This is a genomic window from Candidatus Omnitrophota bacterium (assembly GCA_028716565.1).
Taxonomy (GTDB): domain Bacteria; phylum Omnitrophota; class Gorgyraeia; order Pluralincolimonadales; family Pluralincolimonadaceae; genus Pluralincolimonas.
This window is the reverse complement of sequence record JAQUPL010000008.1, coordinates 60,509-77,550: the sequence shown is the minus strand read 5'-3', so window position 1 is coordinate 77,550 and position 17,042 is coordinate 60,509. Positions and strand designations below refer to the sequence as shown.

Sequence of the window (17,042 nt, the reverse complement as noted above, 5' to 3'; positions counted from 1 at the left end):
CATGCGTATTTGGGTTTACATGTAATAGAGCGCCAGGTCATATTTGTCGACCTGGCGCTTGCCCAGATAGCCGCGGTAGGAGCAAGCCTGGCTTTGGTCTTCGGTTTGAGCATCAATAGCGCATACTCCTATTGGATGTCGCTCGGGTTTACCATTCTCGGCGCGGCTATTTTTTCCTTAACCCGTTTTAGAAAACAGCGCGTTCCACAGGAAGCTATTATTGGTATTGTCTACGCTGTTTCTGCCGCGCTGCTCATTCTCATCCTAAGCCGTTCAGGGGAAGGCGACGAACAGATCAGGCAAGCTCTTGTAGGCAATATCCTGCTTATTAATTCAAAAGAAATAATAAAGATATTCTTGATATACTCAGTCATCGGCTCGTTTCACTTTTACTGCAGGAGACAATTCTTGCTGATCTCCCAGAGTCCGGAAGAAGCGTTTAAGAAAGGGCTAAATGTCAGATTCTGGGATTTTCTGTTTTACGTATCTTTCGGATTCGTTGTCACAAGTTCTGTCAAAATAGCCGGGGTGCTGGTAGTGTTCGCTTTTTTGATTGTTCCGTCAACTTGCGCCATTCTCTTCTCGAATGATGCAAAAATAAGGTTGATGTTCGGCTGGGGGATGGGGTTTTTTGTCAGTGCGTTAGGTATGGCTATCTCTTACTTTTTCGACCTTCCGACCGGAGCAAGTATTGTTTGTGCCTTTGGCATGACTTTCGTCGTATCGGCTCTGGCAAAGAAACTTTTGGCCATTTGATCGACCGGCTAAATTTCCTTGATAATCCCTGTATTTGGGCTATAATCCATATCTGCATATGCGAGAGGTTTCCCCTCGGCTAATAGGAGAGGGATCCCAAGGTATAATACTTATACCGTGCGGTTCTAAGTAAACAGGCTCAAAAGGATATGGATAATACAAAAATTTGGCTGCCTTTATTATTAAGCTTCTTAGCCGGTATTTTTACGGTAGTAGGCTCGCTTATTACTTTTTTTATCCGGGATTTCAAGAAAAGCTATCTTCAGTTTTTCTTGGGATTATCGGGCGGGGTAATGATATATGTTTCTTTTGTCGAGCTCCTGCCATCATCCATTAACAATATAGGTGCTCTTAAGGCCAATGTCGCGTTTTTCGGCGGAATTATCTTGGTCATGCTCTTAGACTTTCTTATCCCTCACGAATATATCGCGGAACGGATAAAGCCGGATACACACGATAAAAAACTCATGACCGCAGGAATATTTACCGCTATAGGCATAGGGATACATAATTTTCCTGAAGGAATGGCGGTCTTCATAAGCGCCCTGGTAAATATTAAGTTAGGCGTTGCATTAGCCATCGCGATAGCCTTGCATAACATACCCGAGGGGATCGCCGTTGCTATGCCGATCTTCTACGCTACAAAAAGCAGAAAAAAGGCATTCTGGTATTCTTTTCTGTCGGGTTTCGCGGAGCCTGCCGGTGCCGTCATAGCGATATTGGTGTTAATGCCGTTTTTAAACCCGACAGTTTTATCTTTCTCGCTTGCGTTTGTCGCGGGAATCATGGTCTTTATCAGTTTTGATGAACTACTTCCTTTATCCTGCCAAAGCGACGGCTATCATGTATCTATATTAGGGGTAATAACAGGCATGGCTATAATGGCCACAAGCCTTATCTTGATGTAAAAAAATAACAGCAGAACATTTAGCCGACGGTCCCAGGCGCTGACAGTATCAGCGCCTTTTTATTTTAATGAAAGACTTGACAAGTTCTGCGGGGCATGATAATATATAGCATATGCCAATAACTAACTGAAAGGAAAGTATATGCCTAGGCCATGTAGATGCAGAAGAATAAGATGCAGCCCGGATACGAATTACTTCAAACCCCGCGGCATCCCTTTGGATATGCTTGAAGAGGTGAATCTTGCTCTGGATGAATTAGAGTCGGTCAGGCTCGCGGATTTAGAGGGACTATATCAGGAGGACGCCGCGAAAAAGATGGACATCTCGCGCCAAACTTTCGGCAATATCGTTAATTCAGCGCATAAAAAGATTGCGGATGCCCTTTTGAACGGCAAGGCGCTAAAGATTGAAGGCGGCTCCGTAAAGAAGGTTGGTTAAATGGATAATCTATTAAAACAGAGCCAGGATAGGCTGAAGTTTTTTAAGAGGCACGGTTACGATATCCCTAAAGCAAGGAGGTTCATTTTAAGAAAAGCCGGATTTGCCAATGGCAGCATTTTAGAGGTCGGCACGGGAAGCGGCCATATGGCTATTGCCTTGGCGAGAAGGGGCTTTAGCCTGGTCTCGATAGACGTAGACAGGAAAGCCCAGAAAACCGCTAAGTCAAGACTCAAGGCGCTCGGGATTGATAAGCTGGTAACCCTTAAGATCATGAACGCGGAGCGGTTAAAATTTAAAGATATGGCATTTGACAATGTAATCTCCGTGAACTTTCTTCATCACGCGAAAGCTCCAGTAAAATGCCTTAAGGAGATGGCCAGGGTGGTCAAAAATAAGCTGGTGATCACGGATTTCAACAGGAAAGGCGAACGGATAGCGGAAAAGATACACGGGATGGAAGGCCATACGCATCCGCGTTCAAAATTGTCTTTGGGCGCAATAGTGGCATTGTTAAAGAGGTCCGGGATGGCCGTAATAAAACACAACGACAGCTGTCAGTATGTCCTGATAGCGACAAAAGGAGAAGTAAAATGAGGATATGTATACCGACGGAAAGCAAGGAAGGCTTGAACGCCAAAGTCCACGGGCATTTCGGCAGCGCACCGTATTTTACCATTTACGATACCGAGAAGGATGAAGCGAAGACCGTTGACAATACCAACGCCCATCATTCACATGGCACATGCCATCCTTTAGGCGTAATAGGGTTGTCATCTATCGATGCGGTTGTCTGCCAGGGCATGGGAATGAGGGCGGTGCAGAAATTAAACGAAGCCAATATAAAGGCCTATAAGGCATCGGCGGAAACCGTTGCAGATATTATCAAGAAATTCAAAGGCAACGAGCTCGAAGAGATAACCGCGCAGAACGCCTGCGCCCAGCACGGTTGCCATTAGTTTGCAAGTACAAGTTATTGCAGTTGGTTCAACAAAATGGGAGCGTTTTATCCGTATGTGGGGCGTCTCATTTTTAATCAACCAAGATGTGCTTTTTGATACTTTTGGTGACCGGGACGCGCTTTTACACAATATGCGAAAGTTTAATATCGATTCCGCAGGGGAATCCCTCTCCGATCCCCAATAATCCTTGATATGGTAAAATATTACCTTTATAATAAAACCAGCTAAATAAGAGAGGTTTCCCTCATGAAACAGGAGAGGGACCCCAAAATATAATCAGTTATTTAGTCCTATTATAAGACAAGGAAGTTTAAAAAAATGAGAGGAGGCAAGAGATGTGGTTAGTAACGACTTCTATCGCGGCAGCGGGCGCGACTTTAGGTAAGTTTGTTTTACCCAAGGATTACAAGTTAGGTTTTCTAGCTTTAATGCTCTGGGGAGCGGCAGCAATGATTCTTACCGACCATATATTAGGATATGAAGGCGGAGCGTTTTTGGAGAAGACTACAGACGGAATGATCAAAAATGGTGTTATGTTAGGAATAGCAATGTTGGCGCCTGTGTTTATGACCTGGGGAATTTTACTTCTAATCTCAAACTTAAAAAGGAGGTAACCGATGGCTTGTTTTCTTGTCCCAGCGGCCGCGGCAATAGTGACAACTACTGTAGGGAAAAAAGCTAGTGAAAAATACCATTTCAATTGGTTAAATTCGATGTTGTGGGGAGGAGTGGTAATGTTAGCAGTCGAACATATCTCCCACGGAGAAATTGTTCTTTATCCGCCATTCCTGACCGCTGGCCTTACCGAAGTCTTCCCGGAAATGTTGAGGGTTGGCGTTCCGATGACCCTGTCCATTTTCCTAATATGGGGGGTAATGGTAGCAGTAGCTGCAAGAAAGCGTAAGAGAGCAAAGTATGCAGGGGCGTAATTAGAAACTGTATTAGAGCTGTCAAGAAGAGGCCTTGTTTTTAAATTTATAAGAAGCAAGGCCTCTAATTATATCCACTCTCAGCTATAATCAAATAAATGTTAGCGATAATATCGCTAGTCTTGCCCGCCGCTTTCGAATTATAATTTGACAATTTTCTACGTTTAAGATATATTGAATTCGCTTATAGAGAGGAAGCGCGATGGAGGGGATAAAAAAGAAGTATAAATTTTAAGGCGGCTCGGAAACGGGCCGCTTTTTTATTGGAAAGGAGCGCATCATGCAGCGTTCGGAAGAAGAAAAAGGTTATGAAGCCCTGAGCCCGTTTGAACTGAAGAATAAGCTGATCAGCATGGCCGAGACGCGCCGCGAGAAGATCATGCTGAATGCCGGAAGGGGCAACCCGAACTGGGTCGCCATAGCGCCGAGGGAAGCTTTCCTGCAGTTCGGCATGTTCGCCTTGTCAGAATCCCAGCGCTCTCCCCACAGGCCCGGCCTTGGGACGGTCGCGCAGAAGGAAGGGCTATCCAAAAGGTTCAAGGATTATCTCGCCAAGAATTCCGGCGCGCCCGGCGCCGCGTTCCTGGCCCAGGCATTTGACTATGTCTGCGTGGTCATGAAGATAGATGGCGATGATTTCTTAAACGAGATGGTGGACGCCGTCCTCGGCGACCATTATCCCACGCCCGACAGGATGCTCGAGATCTGCGAAAAGATAGTGCACAAATATCTTGAGCAGGAGATGTTCGGCCTCGCGCCGATAGGGAAATTCGACCTCTTCGCCACGGAAGGCGGCACCGCTGCGATGGATTATATCTTTACGAGCCTGTCGGAAAATAAACTGATACATAAGGGCGACAAGATCGCGATCGGTACGCCGATATTCACGCCTTACCTGGAAATACCCAGGCTCAACGACTATGAACTCATCGAGCTGGAGGTGAAACAGGACGAGAATTCGGACTGGCAGTATCCGGACTCGGAGCTTGAAAAACTGGCCGACCCCGCCGTCAAGGCGTTCTTCCTTGTTAATCCCTCCAATCCCACATCGGTCAGCATCCAGCAGAAGTCGCTCGATAAGATAACGGAGTTGGTTGAGACGCGCAGGAAAGACCTCATAATACTTACCGATGACGTGTACGGCACGTTCGTCAACGGTTTCAAGTCGCTTGCCGCCGCAGCCCCGCGCAACACGGTCCTCGTGTATTCTTTTTCCAAGTATTTCGGGGCGACCGGATGGCGCCTCGGCGTAATAGGCATACACGAGGATAATGTCTTCGATAAGCGCATAGCGGCCCTGCCGCCGGACGACAAGGAAGAGCTGCACGCCCGTTATTGCACCGTCGAGCTCGGCCCGGACCACATGAAACTGATCGACCGGATGGTCGCCGATTCGCGTTCGGTAGCGCTGCACCATACCGCCGGGCTTTCGACGCCGCAGCAGGTGATGATGGTGATGTTTTCGCTGCACTGCCTCATGGACAAGAAGGGCGATTACAAGAAGATGGCGCAGGATATCGTCAAGAAGCGCTTCGAGGCCCTCTACTCCGCCGTCGGAGTAAAAGCCCCGGATGATGAATACGACGCCCGTTACTACGCGACTATCGATATACCGGAGCTCGCCAAGACGCGCTATAACGCGGATTTCGCGGACTATCTGGTCAAGAATTTTGAGCCGATAGACTTCGTTTGGAGGCTGGCGGACGAAAAGTCGATAGTCCTTATGGACGGCGGCGGTTTCGATGCGCCGAACATGTCGATCAGGGTGTCGCTGGCCAATCTCGACGACAGCGCCTATACGGAGATCGGCAAAGGCATAAGCGAACTGCTCGAGGATTATTACAATACGTGGAAAGAATCCAAAAAGTAGGAGGCCTGCATGGTGCATGATATCCTGGAGACGATGCGTAACAATCCCGAACTGGTGCTCTTCCTGGCGCTTGCCATCGGATATTTTGCGGGAAAGAGGCTCAAAATCTTCGGTTTCACCCTCGGCTCGACCGCCTCGATCCTGCTGGCTGCCATCGTGGTCGGCCAGGTCGGCATAACGATCCCGCCGATCCTGAAGAGCATAAGCTTCGCGCTGTTCATATTTACCGTAGGTTACAAGGTCGGGCCCCAGTTCTTCGGCTCGCTCAAGAAGGACGGCATGAATTATCTTTGGCTGACGATCGCAGTGGCTATAACATCGTTGGCGACGGCGATCTTCATCGGTAAGGCCGCCCATTTTGACAAGGGCACTACCGCGGGCATGTTCGCCGGTTCGATGACGACCTCGGCAGCCCTGGGTACGGGAGGCGATGCCGTCAAACGCCTCGATGTAACGCCGGACGAAAAGAACGCGCTCGATTCCAATATGGCGATCGCATACGCGATCACGTATATATTCGGCACCGCCGGTACGATAGTCCTCGTTAAATTGGCGCCTGTCCTGTTCAAGATAGACCTTAAGGCTGAAGCAAAAAAACTGGAAGAACAGATGGGCGGTTCCGGCTCCGATGAGGAGAACCAGGGGACTTTCTCGTGGACGCAGCGGCTCGATATGAGGGCTTACAGGGCCCTGAACGGAGCGGTAGTGGGCAAGAGCATTTCCCAGGTCGAGTCTCTTTTACCTAATAGAGCGGCGATAGATAAGATAATGAGAGGCGGCCAGGCCATTGAGAGCACTCCGGAGACAGTCATCTCGCGCGATGATACTTTGCTGGTGATGGGCCCGACAGCCCGTTTGGTAAATGCCGGGGACCTTATAGGGCCGGAAGTCGACCGCGCGACTGTAATCGACGTGACCGGCGAGGTCATAGATGTCTGTGTCCTGAATAAGAATGTAGCGGGCAAAACGCTGGGGGAGCTCGGAAAATTAAAGCTTGCGCACGGGGTATTCCTGCGTAAGGCTATAAGGCAGGGCCATGAACTGCCCATCATGCCTGGGACGGTTGTGCATAAGTGCGATATACTGCAGATCACCGGCGCGAAAGAAGATGTCGAAAAGACTATCGCGTTCCTGGGATACCCCGAGCGGCCTACTACCGTGACGGACCTGGTCACCGTGGCTGTCGGCTGTATAGTAGGTACCCTCATAGGGCTTATAGTCGTTCCTATATTAGGCATTCCGATCACGCTGGGCACGGGCGGCGGCGTCCTTGTCGCCGGGCTTTTATGCGGGTGGCTCAGGTCGCTGCATCCCACCTTCGGGCAGATCCCCGGCGGCGCGCAGTGGATACTTGGGGATCTTGGGTTGAATCTTTTCGTGGCCTGTGTGGGAGTCGCTGCCGGGCCGCAGGCGCTGCAGGCGATCAAGACAACAGGCCTTTCGGTTTTCATGGGAGGTATCGCTGTAACGACCCTGCCTATCATCGTGGTAATGATTTTAGGGCTGAAGGTCCTGAAGGTGAATCCGATATTGTTATTAGGCGCGGCGACAGGTTCGCATAACTGTACCGCCTCGCTTAACGTGGTCATCGAAGCGTCCGGCAGCCCATTGGCCGTATTGGGATATGCAGCCCCTTATGCATTTGCGAACGTCCTCCTGACAGTCTGGGGGACGCTTATCGTAAACCTGATGTGAACGAGGCGACGCATACAAAAGGAGGAACCATGAAGACGGCGAGATACGCGGCGATTTCGATCTGCTGCATCGCGGTTTTGGCGGTTTTTGCCGCGCGTTGCCACGCGGAATTGCCGACGGTGGTGATCGTCACTACAGGCGGCACTATAGCTGAAAAGACAGACACGAAGACCGGCGGCGCTGTGCCCGCGGTATCAGGCAAAGACCTCATCGCTGCAGTTCCCGGCCTTGGCAAGGTCGCCAATATAGAAGTGGTCAACCTCTGCAATATAGACAGCTCCCAGATGACGCCCGAGATCTGGGCCCAGCTTTCGAAGACCGTCGACGCACATCTCGCGGACCCGAAGGTCAAGGGAGCGGTAGTAACTCACGGCACCGACACTATGGCCGAGGGGGCGTACTTCCTCGAACTTACGTTGAAGAGCAATAAACCGGTAGCATTTGTCGGCGCTATGCGCGACGCATCCGACGTTTCTCCCGACGGTCCTGCGAACATACTCAATGCCGTGACGCAGGTATGCTCGAAAGAAGCGCAAGATTGGGGCGTTACCATTACCCTTAATCAGTATGTAAATTCCGCGAGGAACGTGGTAAAGACCAATTCGACAAATGTCCAGACTTTCGATTCCGGAGAGAAGGGCTATCTCGGCTATATAGTGATGGGAAAGGTCATCCGTTATAATGTCGCCCCGGCAAAACAAAAACTTCCCCTTCCTGATAAATTGCCGGATGTAGCTTTCTTAAGCACGTTTGCCGGCGATGACGGCTCGTTCGTGCGTTTCGCGGCGGACCACGGCTCAAAGGGGATAGTGGTGGATGCTGTCGGCGCGGGCAATGTCAACGAGAAAGTTTATGAAGCCGTCAAATACGCGATGGCAAAAGGCATACCCGTCGTCATAACCACGAGCGTATATCACAGCGGCGTCTGGCCGATGTACGGGGACCAGGGCGGTGGCGCGACAATGGAAAAAGACGGCGCCATATTAGGCGGCGACCTTACCGGCGCGAAGGCGCGGCTGCTTTTAATGCTCGCGATCGCGAAAGAAAAAGGCGACGTATCTAAGATCAAGGGATATTTCAAACGGTGATCCCGGATAAAAAAGTAGCGGCGGCAGTTATCTTACTGTTGCTTGTCCTTTCGGCAACCGCCGCAAACGCTTCGGCGCTCGACGGCTGGTTGTCGCAAAAAACCGCTACGGGCAATTGGGGAGGCCTTCGCGATTCACTAGAAAGATCCGGAATAAGCGTTTCCTCGAACTACACCACGGATACAGGAGGTAACCCTTCGGGCGGGCTCAAACAGACCACGGATTATTCCGGATTTGTTTCGCTTGCTGCCGTGCTGGATTTCGAGAAGATAGCTTCCATACAGGGATTGTCGCTTAAAGTAAGCAACTTCCTGGCGAGCGGCCGGGATATAACGGTCCCTATAGGGTCTTTCTACAGCCCGCAGCAGGTATTTACGTCCGGCGACTACTACTTCGGCGAGCTCAAACTTTCGAAGTCGGTGCTTGACGATACTTTCAACCTGGAGGCCGGCCGCATTTTTGCCGGAGATATCCTTGCCGTCTCGCCGATGTTCAAATATTACCTGACGAGCGCGGTCGACGGAAGGTTGGGTGCTATCCCTTCCGACATCTTTTTCCCGCATTATCGCACTGCCGCATGGGGCACAAGGGCCACTTTCCAGCCAAACAAAGACTGGAGCGTTATCACCGGTTTATATGACGCGGACCCGAGCGTAGCGGAACCCAATAAAAACGGAGCTGATTTCAGCTTGAGGACGGATAAGGGCTATCTTACCGTCGGACAGATAACTTACAGGCATGGGCAGGAGAGGGAGGGCCTGATAACTCCCGGGGGGATATCGTTCGGAAGCTACTATGAGTCAAGCAGCTTTACATACCTCTCAAATCCTGATATCCGGAATCACGGCAATTACGGATTTTATCTCGTGGCGGACAAGATGATATACAAAGGCGAGTGGCCTGAATATGAAGGCCCGTCCCATCTGAGATCGGGCGCGAAGATGTCAGAGAGCCTCAAAAAACCGCATGACCCGCAGATGACGGCCCTGCCGCTTGACAGGCCTAAAGGGCTCACGGTATGGGGCGCCGGCATGCTGGCCCCGCAGGATGACATAAACCCGCAAACCTATCAGATAGCCACAGGCCTTGTTTATCAGGGGCTGCCGCCCAACCGCAACCGCGATGTCACGGCTTTCTGTTTCATCCTCGGCCATTTCAGCGACAAACTGGAAGGCCAGACCGACGAAATGATCCTTGAACTGGACCACAGGTTCCAACTGGGGCCGTGGTGTTACGTCACCCCCGATATACAGTATATAATTAATCCCGACGGCAAAAGCGATGTCGACAATGCCCTGGTCCTGGGGTTCGAGGCAAGCTTTGATTTCTAGGTCACGTCCCAAAAATCCTTGATATAGTATAATCCAATTTCTTATTAAATTTTCATTGACGAAATAAAATAATATGTTAAAATTATTATGAACATATGTTCATAATAATTGGAGACTATTTTGAGGCCTAAGAAAACCAGATGGGTAAAATGTGTTCCGGGTGAAAGGTGCTTTAAGCCGCTCTGTAAACCCTTAAATAAACTGGAAGGCGTTTATTTGACGCTCGATGAGTTTGAGGCCGTGCGCCTGGCCTGCCTTGAAGGATTGAAGCAGGTCGATGCTGCAAAATTAATGAAGATTTCCAGGCCCACGTTTTCTCGCATTGTCACTTCGGCTCATAGAAAGATAGCTGATGGATTAGTGAATATTAAAACCATAAGCATTGAAGGCGGCTGTTGCGAGATTATTAAGAAAAGAAGATGAGGATTAGCCATGATTAAACCGATAATTGATCGGCTGGTTTATGATATTTTTAAGATGCGTCAAGGGTCCCTTTTTACCGAAGCCCTGAATTTTTTTCTTTATGACACGATCAAGATATTCTTCTTATTGACCGTCATTATCTTCGCTGTCGCCATCATACGGACGTTTTTCTCGCCAGAGAAAACCCGGGCGATTTTAAGCCAAAAAAAAGGTTATTGGGGTAACGTACTTGCGGCACTTTTAGGGATCGTAACGCCATTTTGTTCGTGTAGCGCAGTTCCCTTATTCTTGGGTTTTGTAGAGGCAGGAGTTCCTTTGGGAGTGACATTCTCATTTTTAGTTGCCTCGCCCATGATCAATGAAGTGGCGCTGGTTATGTTGTGGGGGCTTTTTGGATGGAAAATATCTTTTATCTATATTAGCAGCGGACTTGTTATAGCTATTTTTTCTGGATTAGTGATCGGAAAGCTTAAAGTCGAAGAGTTGGTTGAACATTTCGATCATAAAAAGCAAACGTGCTGTGCTCAATCAATCGGGGTGACATTTAATGATAGGATCGCTTATGCCAAGGAATACACAGGGGATCTCTTGAAAAGAATATGGCTCTATGTCATTCTTGGCATCGGTTTAGGGGCGTGGATTCATGGCTATGTCCCGGCGGATTTTCTTGCAAAGTATGCGGGTAGGGGAAATTGGTTTGCCGTGCCTTTGGTGACGCTCATTGGTATTCCTCTTTATTCCAACGCAGCAGGCGTTATCCCCCTCGTCAGTGCATTGACCGAAAAAGGCGTAGCTATGGGGACGGCGCTCTCTTTTATGATGGCGGTAACCGCGCTTTCGCTGCCGGAGTTTATAATACTTCGAAAAGCCATGAAGCTGAAGTTGCTTATAATTTTTGCTTCGGTTGTAGGTATAGGAATTATATTTACGGGGTATCTGTTTAATCTTATTCTGAAATAAGGAGAAATGATGAAAATAGAAATTTTAGGCATGGGTTGTCCGAAGTGCAAACAGCTTACGGCAAACGCCGAGGCAGCGGTAAAAGAGCTAAACATTTCCGCAGAGATCTCTAAAATGTCAGATATCGGAAAGATTGTAGAATATGGCGTAATGACGACACCTGCTTTGGCGGTAGATGGTGCTGTGGTATCAGCTGGCAAGGTATTGAGCAAGGAAGAAATAAAGAAAATCCTGGTTAAATTCCCTTGATAATCCCCGCATCGGGACTATAATTAATACCTGTATATAGAATTTCTTGGCCAATGGAAAGAAAGATTGCCATGGCATAGCAAGATTTGGAGGTATCCGGTTTGGCATTAGGTATTGTTTGGGGTTCGGTCATGTTTTTTGGAATAATAAATTAGCAAAATAGGGCGGCATGATAAGTTGAGAAGAAGATTAGCGGAAGAAACAGTCCTTTTTATCAGTATCATAAAATGGGTCGTCCTTGCGACATTCATAGGGATCATTGTCGGCTTGTCTACGACCCTGTTTTTGAAGATGCTGAACTGGAGCACGGCATTTAGCGGGAAGTATAACTATTATTTCCTTATACTGCCACTCGCGTTGTTTTTAAGTGCCCTAATGATCAAATATCTGGCGCCTGACGCCGAAGGCCATGGGACAGAGAAGGTTATCGAAGCTGTACATAAGCACGCAGGAAAGATAAAAGCAGCGGTCATCCCCGTCAAGCTTATCACGACGATCATTACTATAGCGGCAGGGGGCTCGGCGGGGAAGGAAGGACCGTGCGCTCAAATAGGAGGCGGGCTTTCCTCCGTTGCCGCGGATATTTTTAGATTTGACGACAAAGACAGGAGAAAACTGGTCATATGCGGCATAAGCGCCGGTTTCGCTTCGGTTTTTGGCACACCCATAGCCGGCGCTATATTCGGCGTCGAAGTGCTTTTTGTAGGCAGTATATTATATGACGTCCTTTTGCCCTCTTTTATAGCAGGAATAATCAGCTACCACGTTTCCTCGTCCCTTGGAATAACTTATTTTCATGGCCAGATAAATCTCATTCCCATCTTCAGCAACGCATTTTTTATTAAAGTAGTCTTATCCGGAATCTTTTTCGGCTTATGCGCCGCGTTCATGATAGAGATATTGAAATTAGCCGAAAAGCTTTCGAATAAGGTCAGGGTATGGAAGCCGTTAAAAGGTCTTATCGGCGGTTTTGCCATTGTAGTCCTGGCGCTGATATTTTCGAAACAATATCTCGGCCTCGGCTTGGATACAATCCAATCCTGCCTGCAAGGGGTGAATATTATCTGGTACGCGTTTATATTAAAGATAATTTTCACAAGCGTTACGCTTAATTTTGGCGGAAGCGGCGGCATAGTTACGCCGATATTTTTTGTCGGTTCGGCAGCAGGGGTGGTATTTGCGAAATTCTTAGGCCTTGATGTAGCGACTTTCGCCGCGATCGGCATGGTCAGCCTATTAGCGGGGGCAGCTAATACGCCTATAGCGGCAAGTATTATGGCGGTCGAACTCTTTGGGCCCACCGTAGCTCCTTACGCCACTCTAGGGTGTATTATAAGCTTTCTGATGACCGGCCATAGAAGTGTTTACCCGTCCCAAGTCCTCGCTGTAAAGAAATCCTCATCCATAGAAGTGGAAACGGGGAAGGTTATCGAAGAGCTTTATCCTGAATACCATCCGAGAAGGAAGAGTCTTACGGGGATGTTATTGAGAATAATCAAAATCATCAAGGGGAGAATATAGCCTTTATTTCTTCCGTCCACGCCGCGATTAAAGGTTGTTTTTCAAAAAAAATATGTTATACTTATGAAGTAATTAAAAGGGTCCGAGAATAGAAAACATATTTTCGGAGGATTTTTGATGGTCGGGCCGCCATCTGACGAAAAATCAGATGGTTCTTTATTTGTAGCCGGAGATAGACAAGATGGCCAATGATATCAAAAAGATAGCGTTCATAGGAAATTATCTTCCCAGACGCTGCGGCATCGCGACTTTTACCACGGATATCTGCGAGGCGTTCGCGGCCTTGAACCCTTCTGTCCAGGTATTCGCGATACCTGTCACGGATATCGAGGAAGGTTACGATTATCCGGAACGCGTACGTTTCGAGATCAAGGAGCAGGATATAGACTCGTACAAAGCCGCAGCGGATTTCCTCAACCTCAACGACATCGATGTTGTCTGTCTTCAGCACGAATTCGGTATTTTTGGAGGCGACGCAGGCGGTTATATATTGGCTTTATTACGCCAATTGAAGATGCCCATAATAACGACCCTGCATACGGTACTGAAAAATCCGTCCGCGCGCCAGAGACGCGTTATGGATGAATTGCTTGGCCTGTCTGATTATGCGGTCGTAATGACGCAAAAGGCTGCCGACATCCTTCAGGCAGTAAATAAGATACACGGATCTAAGATACGGCTGGTCCCGCACGGGATACCCGACGTTTCTTTCATCGACCCGAATTTCTATAAAGACCAGTATGGGGTTGAGGGCAAGACCGTGCTCCTTACGTTTGGGCTGCTTTCTCCGCGCAAGGGGATAGAGGTAGTCCTGCGCGCACTTCCCAAAGTCATAAAAGAGCGTCCGAGCACCGTATACATAGTCGTCGGCGCTACGCATCCCAATCTATTAAGACACGAGGGTGAATCATACAGGCTTTTTTTACAACGTCTTTGCGATGAGCTTGAGATCTCGCGTAATGTCATTTTTCATAATCGTTTCGTATCTTCTGAAGAACTTAAAGAGTTGCTCGTGCTCGCCGATATTTATATTACCCCGTATTTTGAAGAAGCGCAGGTAGTTTCCGGGACCCTTGCCTATTCGTTCGGCGTAGGAAACGCGGTAATCTCGACCCCATACTGGCATGCCGCCGAACTGCTCAGCGACGGCAGGGGCATTCTTGTACCGTTCAACGATCCGGAAGCGATAGGGCAGGCGGTTACAAGGCTTATCGTCAATGAAAACGAACGTAATACGATGCGCAAGAATGCCTATCTTTTAGGCCGCGAGATGATATGGAGCAATGTTGCGTCAAAATATACGTCGATCTTTGAAGAAGCAAAAATGAAACGTTCTCCAGCGACGCAAAAGAAGGTGACGATGTATCCTCTTGAACAACAGGTTCCCGTATTGCCCGATATCAAGCTAGATCATCTCGTAAGGATGACCGATTCCATCGGGATCTTCCAGCATGCCACGTTCAATGTCCCCAACTTTTCCGAAGGGTATTGCACAGACGACAATGCGCGGGCGCTCATCCTGACCGTCCTGCTTGAGAACCTCGGTACCATAAATCCTCTTAAGATCAACGATCTCTCGAGCCGTTACCTCGGGTTTGTCAAATACGCGTGGGATCCCTCCATGGTACGGTTCAGGAATTTCCTGACCTTCCAGCGAAATTGGAAAGAAGAAACGTCCAGCGAAGATTGCCACGGTAGGGCGATATGGGCTATCGGTACCTGCATCGGGCGGTCAAAAAATGAAGGTTTTACCCAGATGTCGGTCGAGTTATTCGAAAAGGCGCTTGCCCCTTCGGTGTCGTTTACTTCGCCGCGCGCATGGGCTTTCATATTGCTAGGTATACATGAATATCTGCAGCGTTTTCACGGGGACAGGCTCGCACGCAACTGCCTGCAGACACTCGCTGCTCGGCTTCACGATCTTTACAAGGCAAATAGCGATGCGGAATGGCGATGGTTTGAATCATCCCTGACGTATTGCGACGCCAAATTACCCCATGCCCTTTTGTTAAGCGGACACGATCTCGATAACGAAGAGATGCTGAGATCCGGGGTTGAGTCTTTAAGTTGGCTTACGAAGGTACAGACCTCGTCCCGCGGCCATTTCCAGCCGGTAGGCACGGATGGCGAATACATTCGCGGCGGGGTCAAGCCTGTCTTTGACCAGCAACCGGTGGAAGCCTATGCTACCGTTTCGGCATGCCTCGATGCCTATCGCGTAACAAAAGACAAGATGTGGTACGAGGAAGCCTTAAATGTTTTTCAGTGGTTCCTCGGTAGCAACGATCTCGGCATTTCACTATATGACCCGGTGACGGGCGGATGCTGCGACGGGCTTCACATTAACAGGGTGAACCGCAATCAAGGCGCTGAATCTACGCTTTCATTTCTTCTTTCCCTGACCGAGATGACAGAGATGGAAAATGTTCTCGAAAGTCTTAAGGAGCCCTTGGAGGAATGATAAAGAATACCGGTATAGTCATCGCCCCTGATAGCGGGCGCGTCATCATCAGGCCGTACATTCCAGGGAATCAATCACGCGTCCCGGGGATCGTCTCGCGCATTATGGCTCTTGACGAGTCCGCCGCGGAAGAAGAATTGAAGAAGACCGTACGGGATTTTTCAGCGCGACACCATAATTTTGATTCTATCCTTGAGCGCCAGTTCGAGGTCATCTGCGCATATATGCCTCCCGATTTTGCACCCTCTAAAACGCGCAGGCTTCTCATAGGAGCGTACTTCATCGGCGAGCGTTCATATGAATCAACGGGTCTCTTCAATCCTTCTATTGTAGCGCATCCCGACCAATCCGGGGTTTCCGAAGGATCCCTGCGTTTTATTATTTCTTTGCGCGCCACAGGCGAGGGGCAGATATCTACATTAGTGTTCCGTTCGGGGCTCATAGACAAATATGGAACTGTATCGATTGACAAAACTTCCGGTCTCGCGTGTACCGCCGAACCGAAACCGAGCGCTCTTTATGATAAGATGTGTTTCATCGGAAAACTCTATGAAATGGGGCTGGAGAATAACTGCTCAAAATACATTACGGACCCGTTACCGGAAAAGTTTACCATGGAGCAGCTGGAAGAGAAGGTCAGGGATTACACTGCAGGCCATCATCCGATAACCCAGACAGACAAACTTACCTGCGAAAAGATCTTGTGGCTGGCACGATGTAATTATGAAGCTACTTTCGATCCGAAGTTCCCGCTTTCAGAACGCGTCCTGTTCCCGCTTTCTCCAAGCGAGCAGAACGGTATGGAGGATGCGCGTTTCGTATATTTTAAGAATGATGATGGAAGCGGGAAATATTACGCCACATATACGGCGTATGACGGCAGGGTTATCCTGCCGCAAATAATGGAGACGGAAGATTTTATCCGTTTTAAAATGATCACCTTGAACGGCAGGGCGGCGGTCAATAAGGGGATGGCTTTGTTCCGGCGCAAGATAAATGGCCGTTACGCGATGGTTTCCCGGAACGATAACGAGAACCTTTTCCTTATGTATTCCGATAATATCCATTTCTGGCATGAGGCCGTTCCATTAATGAGTCCATTATATCCATGGGAGTTCGTGCAGATAGGGAATTGCGGTTCTCCGATAGAGACCGACCGCGGGTGGCTGCTCCTAACCCACGGCGTCGGGCCGATGCGCCAATATTCGATCAGCGCTGCCCTGCTTGACCGCGAAGATCCTTCGCGTGTAATTGGCCGGTTGAGCGAACCGCTTATTCATTGGGAGGATAATAGTCGTTCGGGGTATGTTCCGAACGTCGTCTATTCGTGCGGAGCAATGGTCCATAGCGATACGCTTATTATCCCTTACGCGTTAAACGACCAACAGACGACTATCGGGCTGGTATCGCTGCGTGCGATCCTCGACAGACTGACTCGAGAAAGGATTTAA

17 protein-coding genes are annotated in these 17,042 nt (G+C 48.9%); all 17 read left to right on the top strand.

What is annotated here, in order from left to right; translation table 11 throughout:
• On the top strand, nucleotides 1-756 hold a 756-nt coding region (locus PHO67_07705; protein MDD5547017.1), incomplete at its 5' end, for a metal ABC transporter permease.
• A gap of 149 nt (nucleotides 757-905) precedes the next feature.
• Nucleotides 906-1,664 (top strand): zinc transporter ZupT, encoded by a 759-nt coding sequence (zupT, locus tag PHO67_07700; protein MDD5547016.1) that lies wholly within the window; start codon nucleotides 906-908, stop codon nucleotides 1,662-1,664.
• Between the two features lie 141 nt (nucleotides 1,665-1,805).
• The gene (locus PHO67_07695; protein MDD5547015.1) at nucleotides 1,806-2,102 is read left to right on the top strand and encodes a DUF134 domain-containing protein; all 297 of its coding nucleotides are present in this window, start codon (nucleotides 1,806-1,808) and stop codon (nucleotides 2,100-2,102) included.
• Complete coding sequence (locus PHO67_07690; GenBank protein MDD5547014.1) at nucleotides 2,103-2,699, top strand: class I SAM-dependent methyltransferase; 597 nt, start codon at nucleotides 2,103-2,105, stop codon at nucleotides 2,697-2,699.
• Nucleotides 2,696-3,061, top strand: a complete 366-nt coding sequence (locus PHO67_07685; protein ID MDD5547013.1) for a NifB/NifX family molybdenum-iron cluster-binding protein — start codon at nucleotides 2,696-2,698, stop codon at nucleotides 3,059-3,061. The genes PHO67_07690 and PHO67_07685 overlap by 4 nt, the downstream gene beginning before the upstream one ends.
• Nucleotides 3,062-3,399: 338 nt before the next feature.
• A complete protein-coding gene (locus PHO67_07680; protein MDD5547012.1) occupies nucleotides 3,400-3,678 on the top strand; it encodes a hypothetical protein in 279 nt (92 codons plus the stop codon).
• Nucleotides 3,679-3,681: 3 nt separating this feature from the next.
• Nucleotides 3,682-3,993 (top strand): hypothetical protein, encoded by a 312-nt coding sequence (locus PHO67_07675; protein ID MDD5547011.1) that lies wholly within the window; start codon nucleotides 3,682-3,684, stop codon nucleotides 3,991-3,993.
• 280 nt (nucleotides 3,994-4,273) lie between these two features.
• The gene (locus PHO67_07670; protein ID MDD5547010.1) at nucleotides 4,274-5,863 is read left to right on the top strand and encodes a bifunctional aspartate transaminase/aspartate 4-decarboxylase; all 1,590 of its coding nucleotides are present in this window, start codon (nucleotides 4,274-4,276) and stop codon (nucleotides 5,861-5,863) included.
• Nucleotides 5,864-5,872: 9 nt separating this feature from the next.
• Nucleotides 5,873-7,558, top strand: coding sequence for an aspartate-alanine antiporter (gene aspT, locus PHO67_07665; GenBank protein ID MDD5547009.1), 1,686 nt, complete (start codon nucleotides 5,873-5,875; stop codon nucleotides 7,556-7,558).
• Between the two features lie 29 nt (nucleotides 7,559-7,587).
• The gene (locus PHO67_07660; GenBank protein MDD5547008.1) at nucleotides 7,588-8,646 is read left to right on the top strand and encodes an asparaginase; all 1,059 of its coding nucleotides are present in this window, start codon (nucleotides 7,588-7,590) and stop codon (nucleotides 8,644-8,646) included.
• Nucleotides 8,643-9,977 (top strand): carbohydrate porin, encoded by a 1,335-nt coding sequence (locus PHO67_07655; protein MDD5547007.1) that lies wholly within the window; start codon nucleotides 8,643-8,645, stop codon nucleotides 9,975-9,977. The genes PHO67_07660 and PHO67_07655 overlap by 4 nt, the downstream gene beginning before the upstream one ends.
• A 120-nt stretch (nucleotides 9,978-10,097) precedes the next feature.
• Entirely contained in the window at nucleotides 10,098-10,400 is a 303-nt protein-coding gene (locus PHO67_07650) for a DUF134 domain-containing protein (protein ID MDD5547006.1), read from the top strand.
• A 9-nt stretch (nucleotides 10,401-10,409) separates the two neighbouring features.
• Nucleotides 10,410-11,360, top strand: coding sequence for a permease (locus PHO67_07645; protein ID MDD5547005.1), 951 nt, complete (start codon nucleotides 10,410-10,412; stop codon nucleotides 11,358-11,360).
• Between the two features lie 9 nt (nucleotides 11,361-11,369).
• Complete coding sequence (locus PHO67_07640) at nucleotides 11,370-11,609, top strand: thioredoxin family protein (GenBank protein ID MDD5547004.1); 240 nt, start codon at nucleotides 11,370-11,372, stop codon at nucleotides 11,607-11,609.
• A 177-nt stretch (nucleotides 11,610-11,786) separates the two neighbouring features.
• Nucleotides 11,787-13,130, top strand: coding sequence for a chloride channel protein (locus tag PHO67_07635; protein MDD5547003.1), 1,344 nt, complete (start codon nucleotides 11,787-11,789; stop codon nucleotides 13,128-13,130).
• A gap of 181 nt (nucleotides 13,131-13,311) precedes the next feature.
• A complete protein-coding gene (locus PHO67_07630; GenBank protein MDD5547002.1) occupies nucleotides 13,312-15,591 on the top strand; it encodes a glycosyltransferase family 4 protein in 2,280 nt (759 codons plus the stop codon).
• Nucleotides 15,588-17,042 carry a glycoside hydrolase family 130 protein gene (locus PHO67_07625; GenBank protein ID MDD5547001.1) on the top strand — a complete coding sequence of 485 codons (1,455 nt, stop codon included), beginning with the start codon at nucleotides 15,588-15,590 and terminating at the stop codon, nucleotides 17,040-17,042. Before PHO67_07630 ends, PHO67_07625 begins: the two co-directional genes overlap by 4 nt.

Bases quoted from the DNA above. Each gene is read 5' to 3' on its own strand.
- PHO67_07625 (MDD5547001.1), top strand. From the start codon at position 15,588: ATGATAAAGAATACCGGTATAGTCATCGCCCCTGATAGCGGGCGCGTC.
- PHO67_07680 (MDD5547012.1), top strand. From the start codon at position 3,400: ATGTGGTTAGTAACGACTTCTATCGCGGCAGCGGGCGCGACTTTAGGT.
- PHO67_07630 (MDD5547002.1), top strand. From the start codon at position 13,312: ATGGCCAATGATATCAAAAAGATAGCGTTCATAGGAAATTATCTTCCC.
- zupT (MDD5547016.1), top strand. From the start codon at position 906: ATGGATAATACAAAAATTTGGCTGCCTTTATTATTAAGCTTCTTAGCC.
- PHO67_07660 (MDD5547008.1), top strand. From the start codon at position 7,588: ATGAAGACGGCGAGATACGCGGCGATTTCGATCTGCTGCATCGCGGTT.
- PHO67_07695 (MDD5547015.1), top strand. From the start codon at position 1,806: ATGCCTAGGCCATGTAGATGCAGAAGAATAAGATGCAGCCCGGATACG.
- PHO67_07685 (MDD5547013.1), top strand. From the start codon at position 2,696: ATGAGGATATGTATACCGACGGAAAGCAAGGAAGGCTTGAACGCCAAA.
- PHO67_07670 (MDD5547010.1), top strand. From the start codon at position 4,274: ATGCAGCGTTCGGAAGAAGAAAAAGGTTATGAAGCCCTGAGCCCGTTT.
- PHO67_07675 (MDD5547011.1), top strand. From the start codon at position 3,682: ATGGCTTGTTTTCTTGTCCCAGCGGCCGCGGCAATAGTGACAACTACT.
- aspT (MDD5547009.1), top strand. From the start codon at position 5,873: ATGGTGCATGATATCCTGGAGACGATGCGTAACAATCCCGAACTGGTG.
- PHO67_07640 (MDD5547004.1), top strand. From the start codon at position 11,370: ATGAAAATAGAAATTTTAGGCATGGGTTGTCCGAAGTGCAAACAGCTT.
- PHO67_07690 (MDD5547014.1), top strand. From the start codon at position 2,103: ATGGATAATCTATTAAAACAGAGCCAGGATAGGCTGAAGTTTTTTAAG.
- PHO67_07645 (MDD5547005.1), top strand. From the start codon at position 10,410: ATGATTAAACCGATAATTGATCGGCTGGTTTATGATATTTTTAAGATG.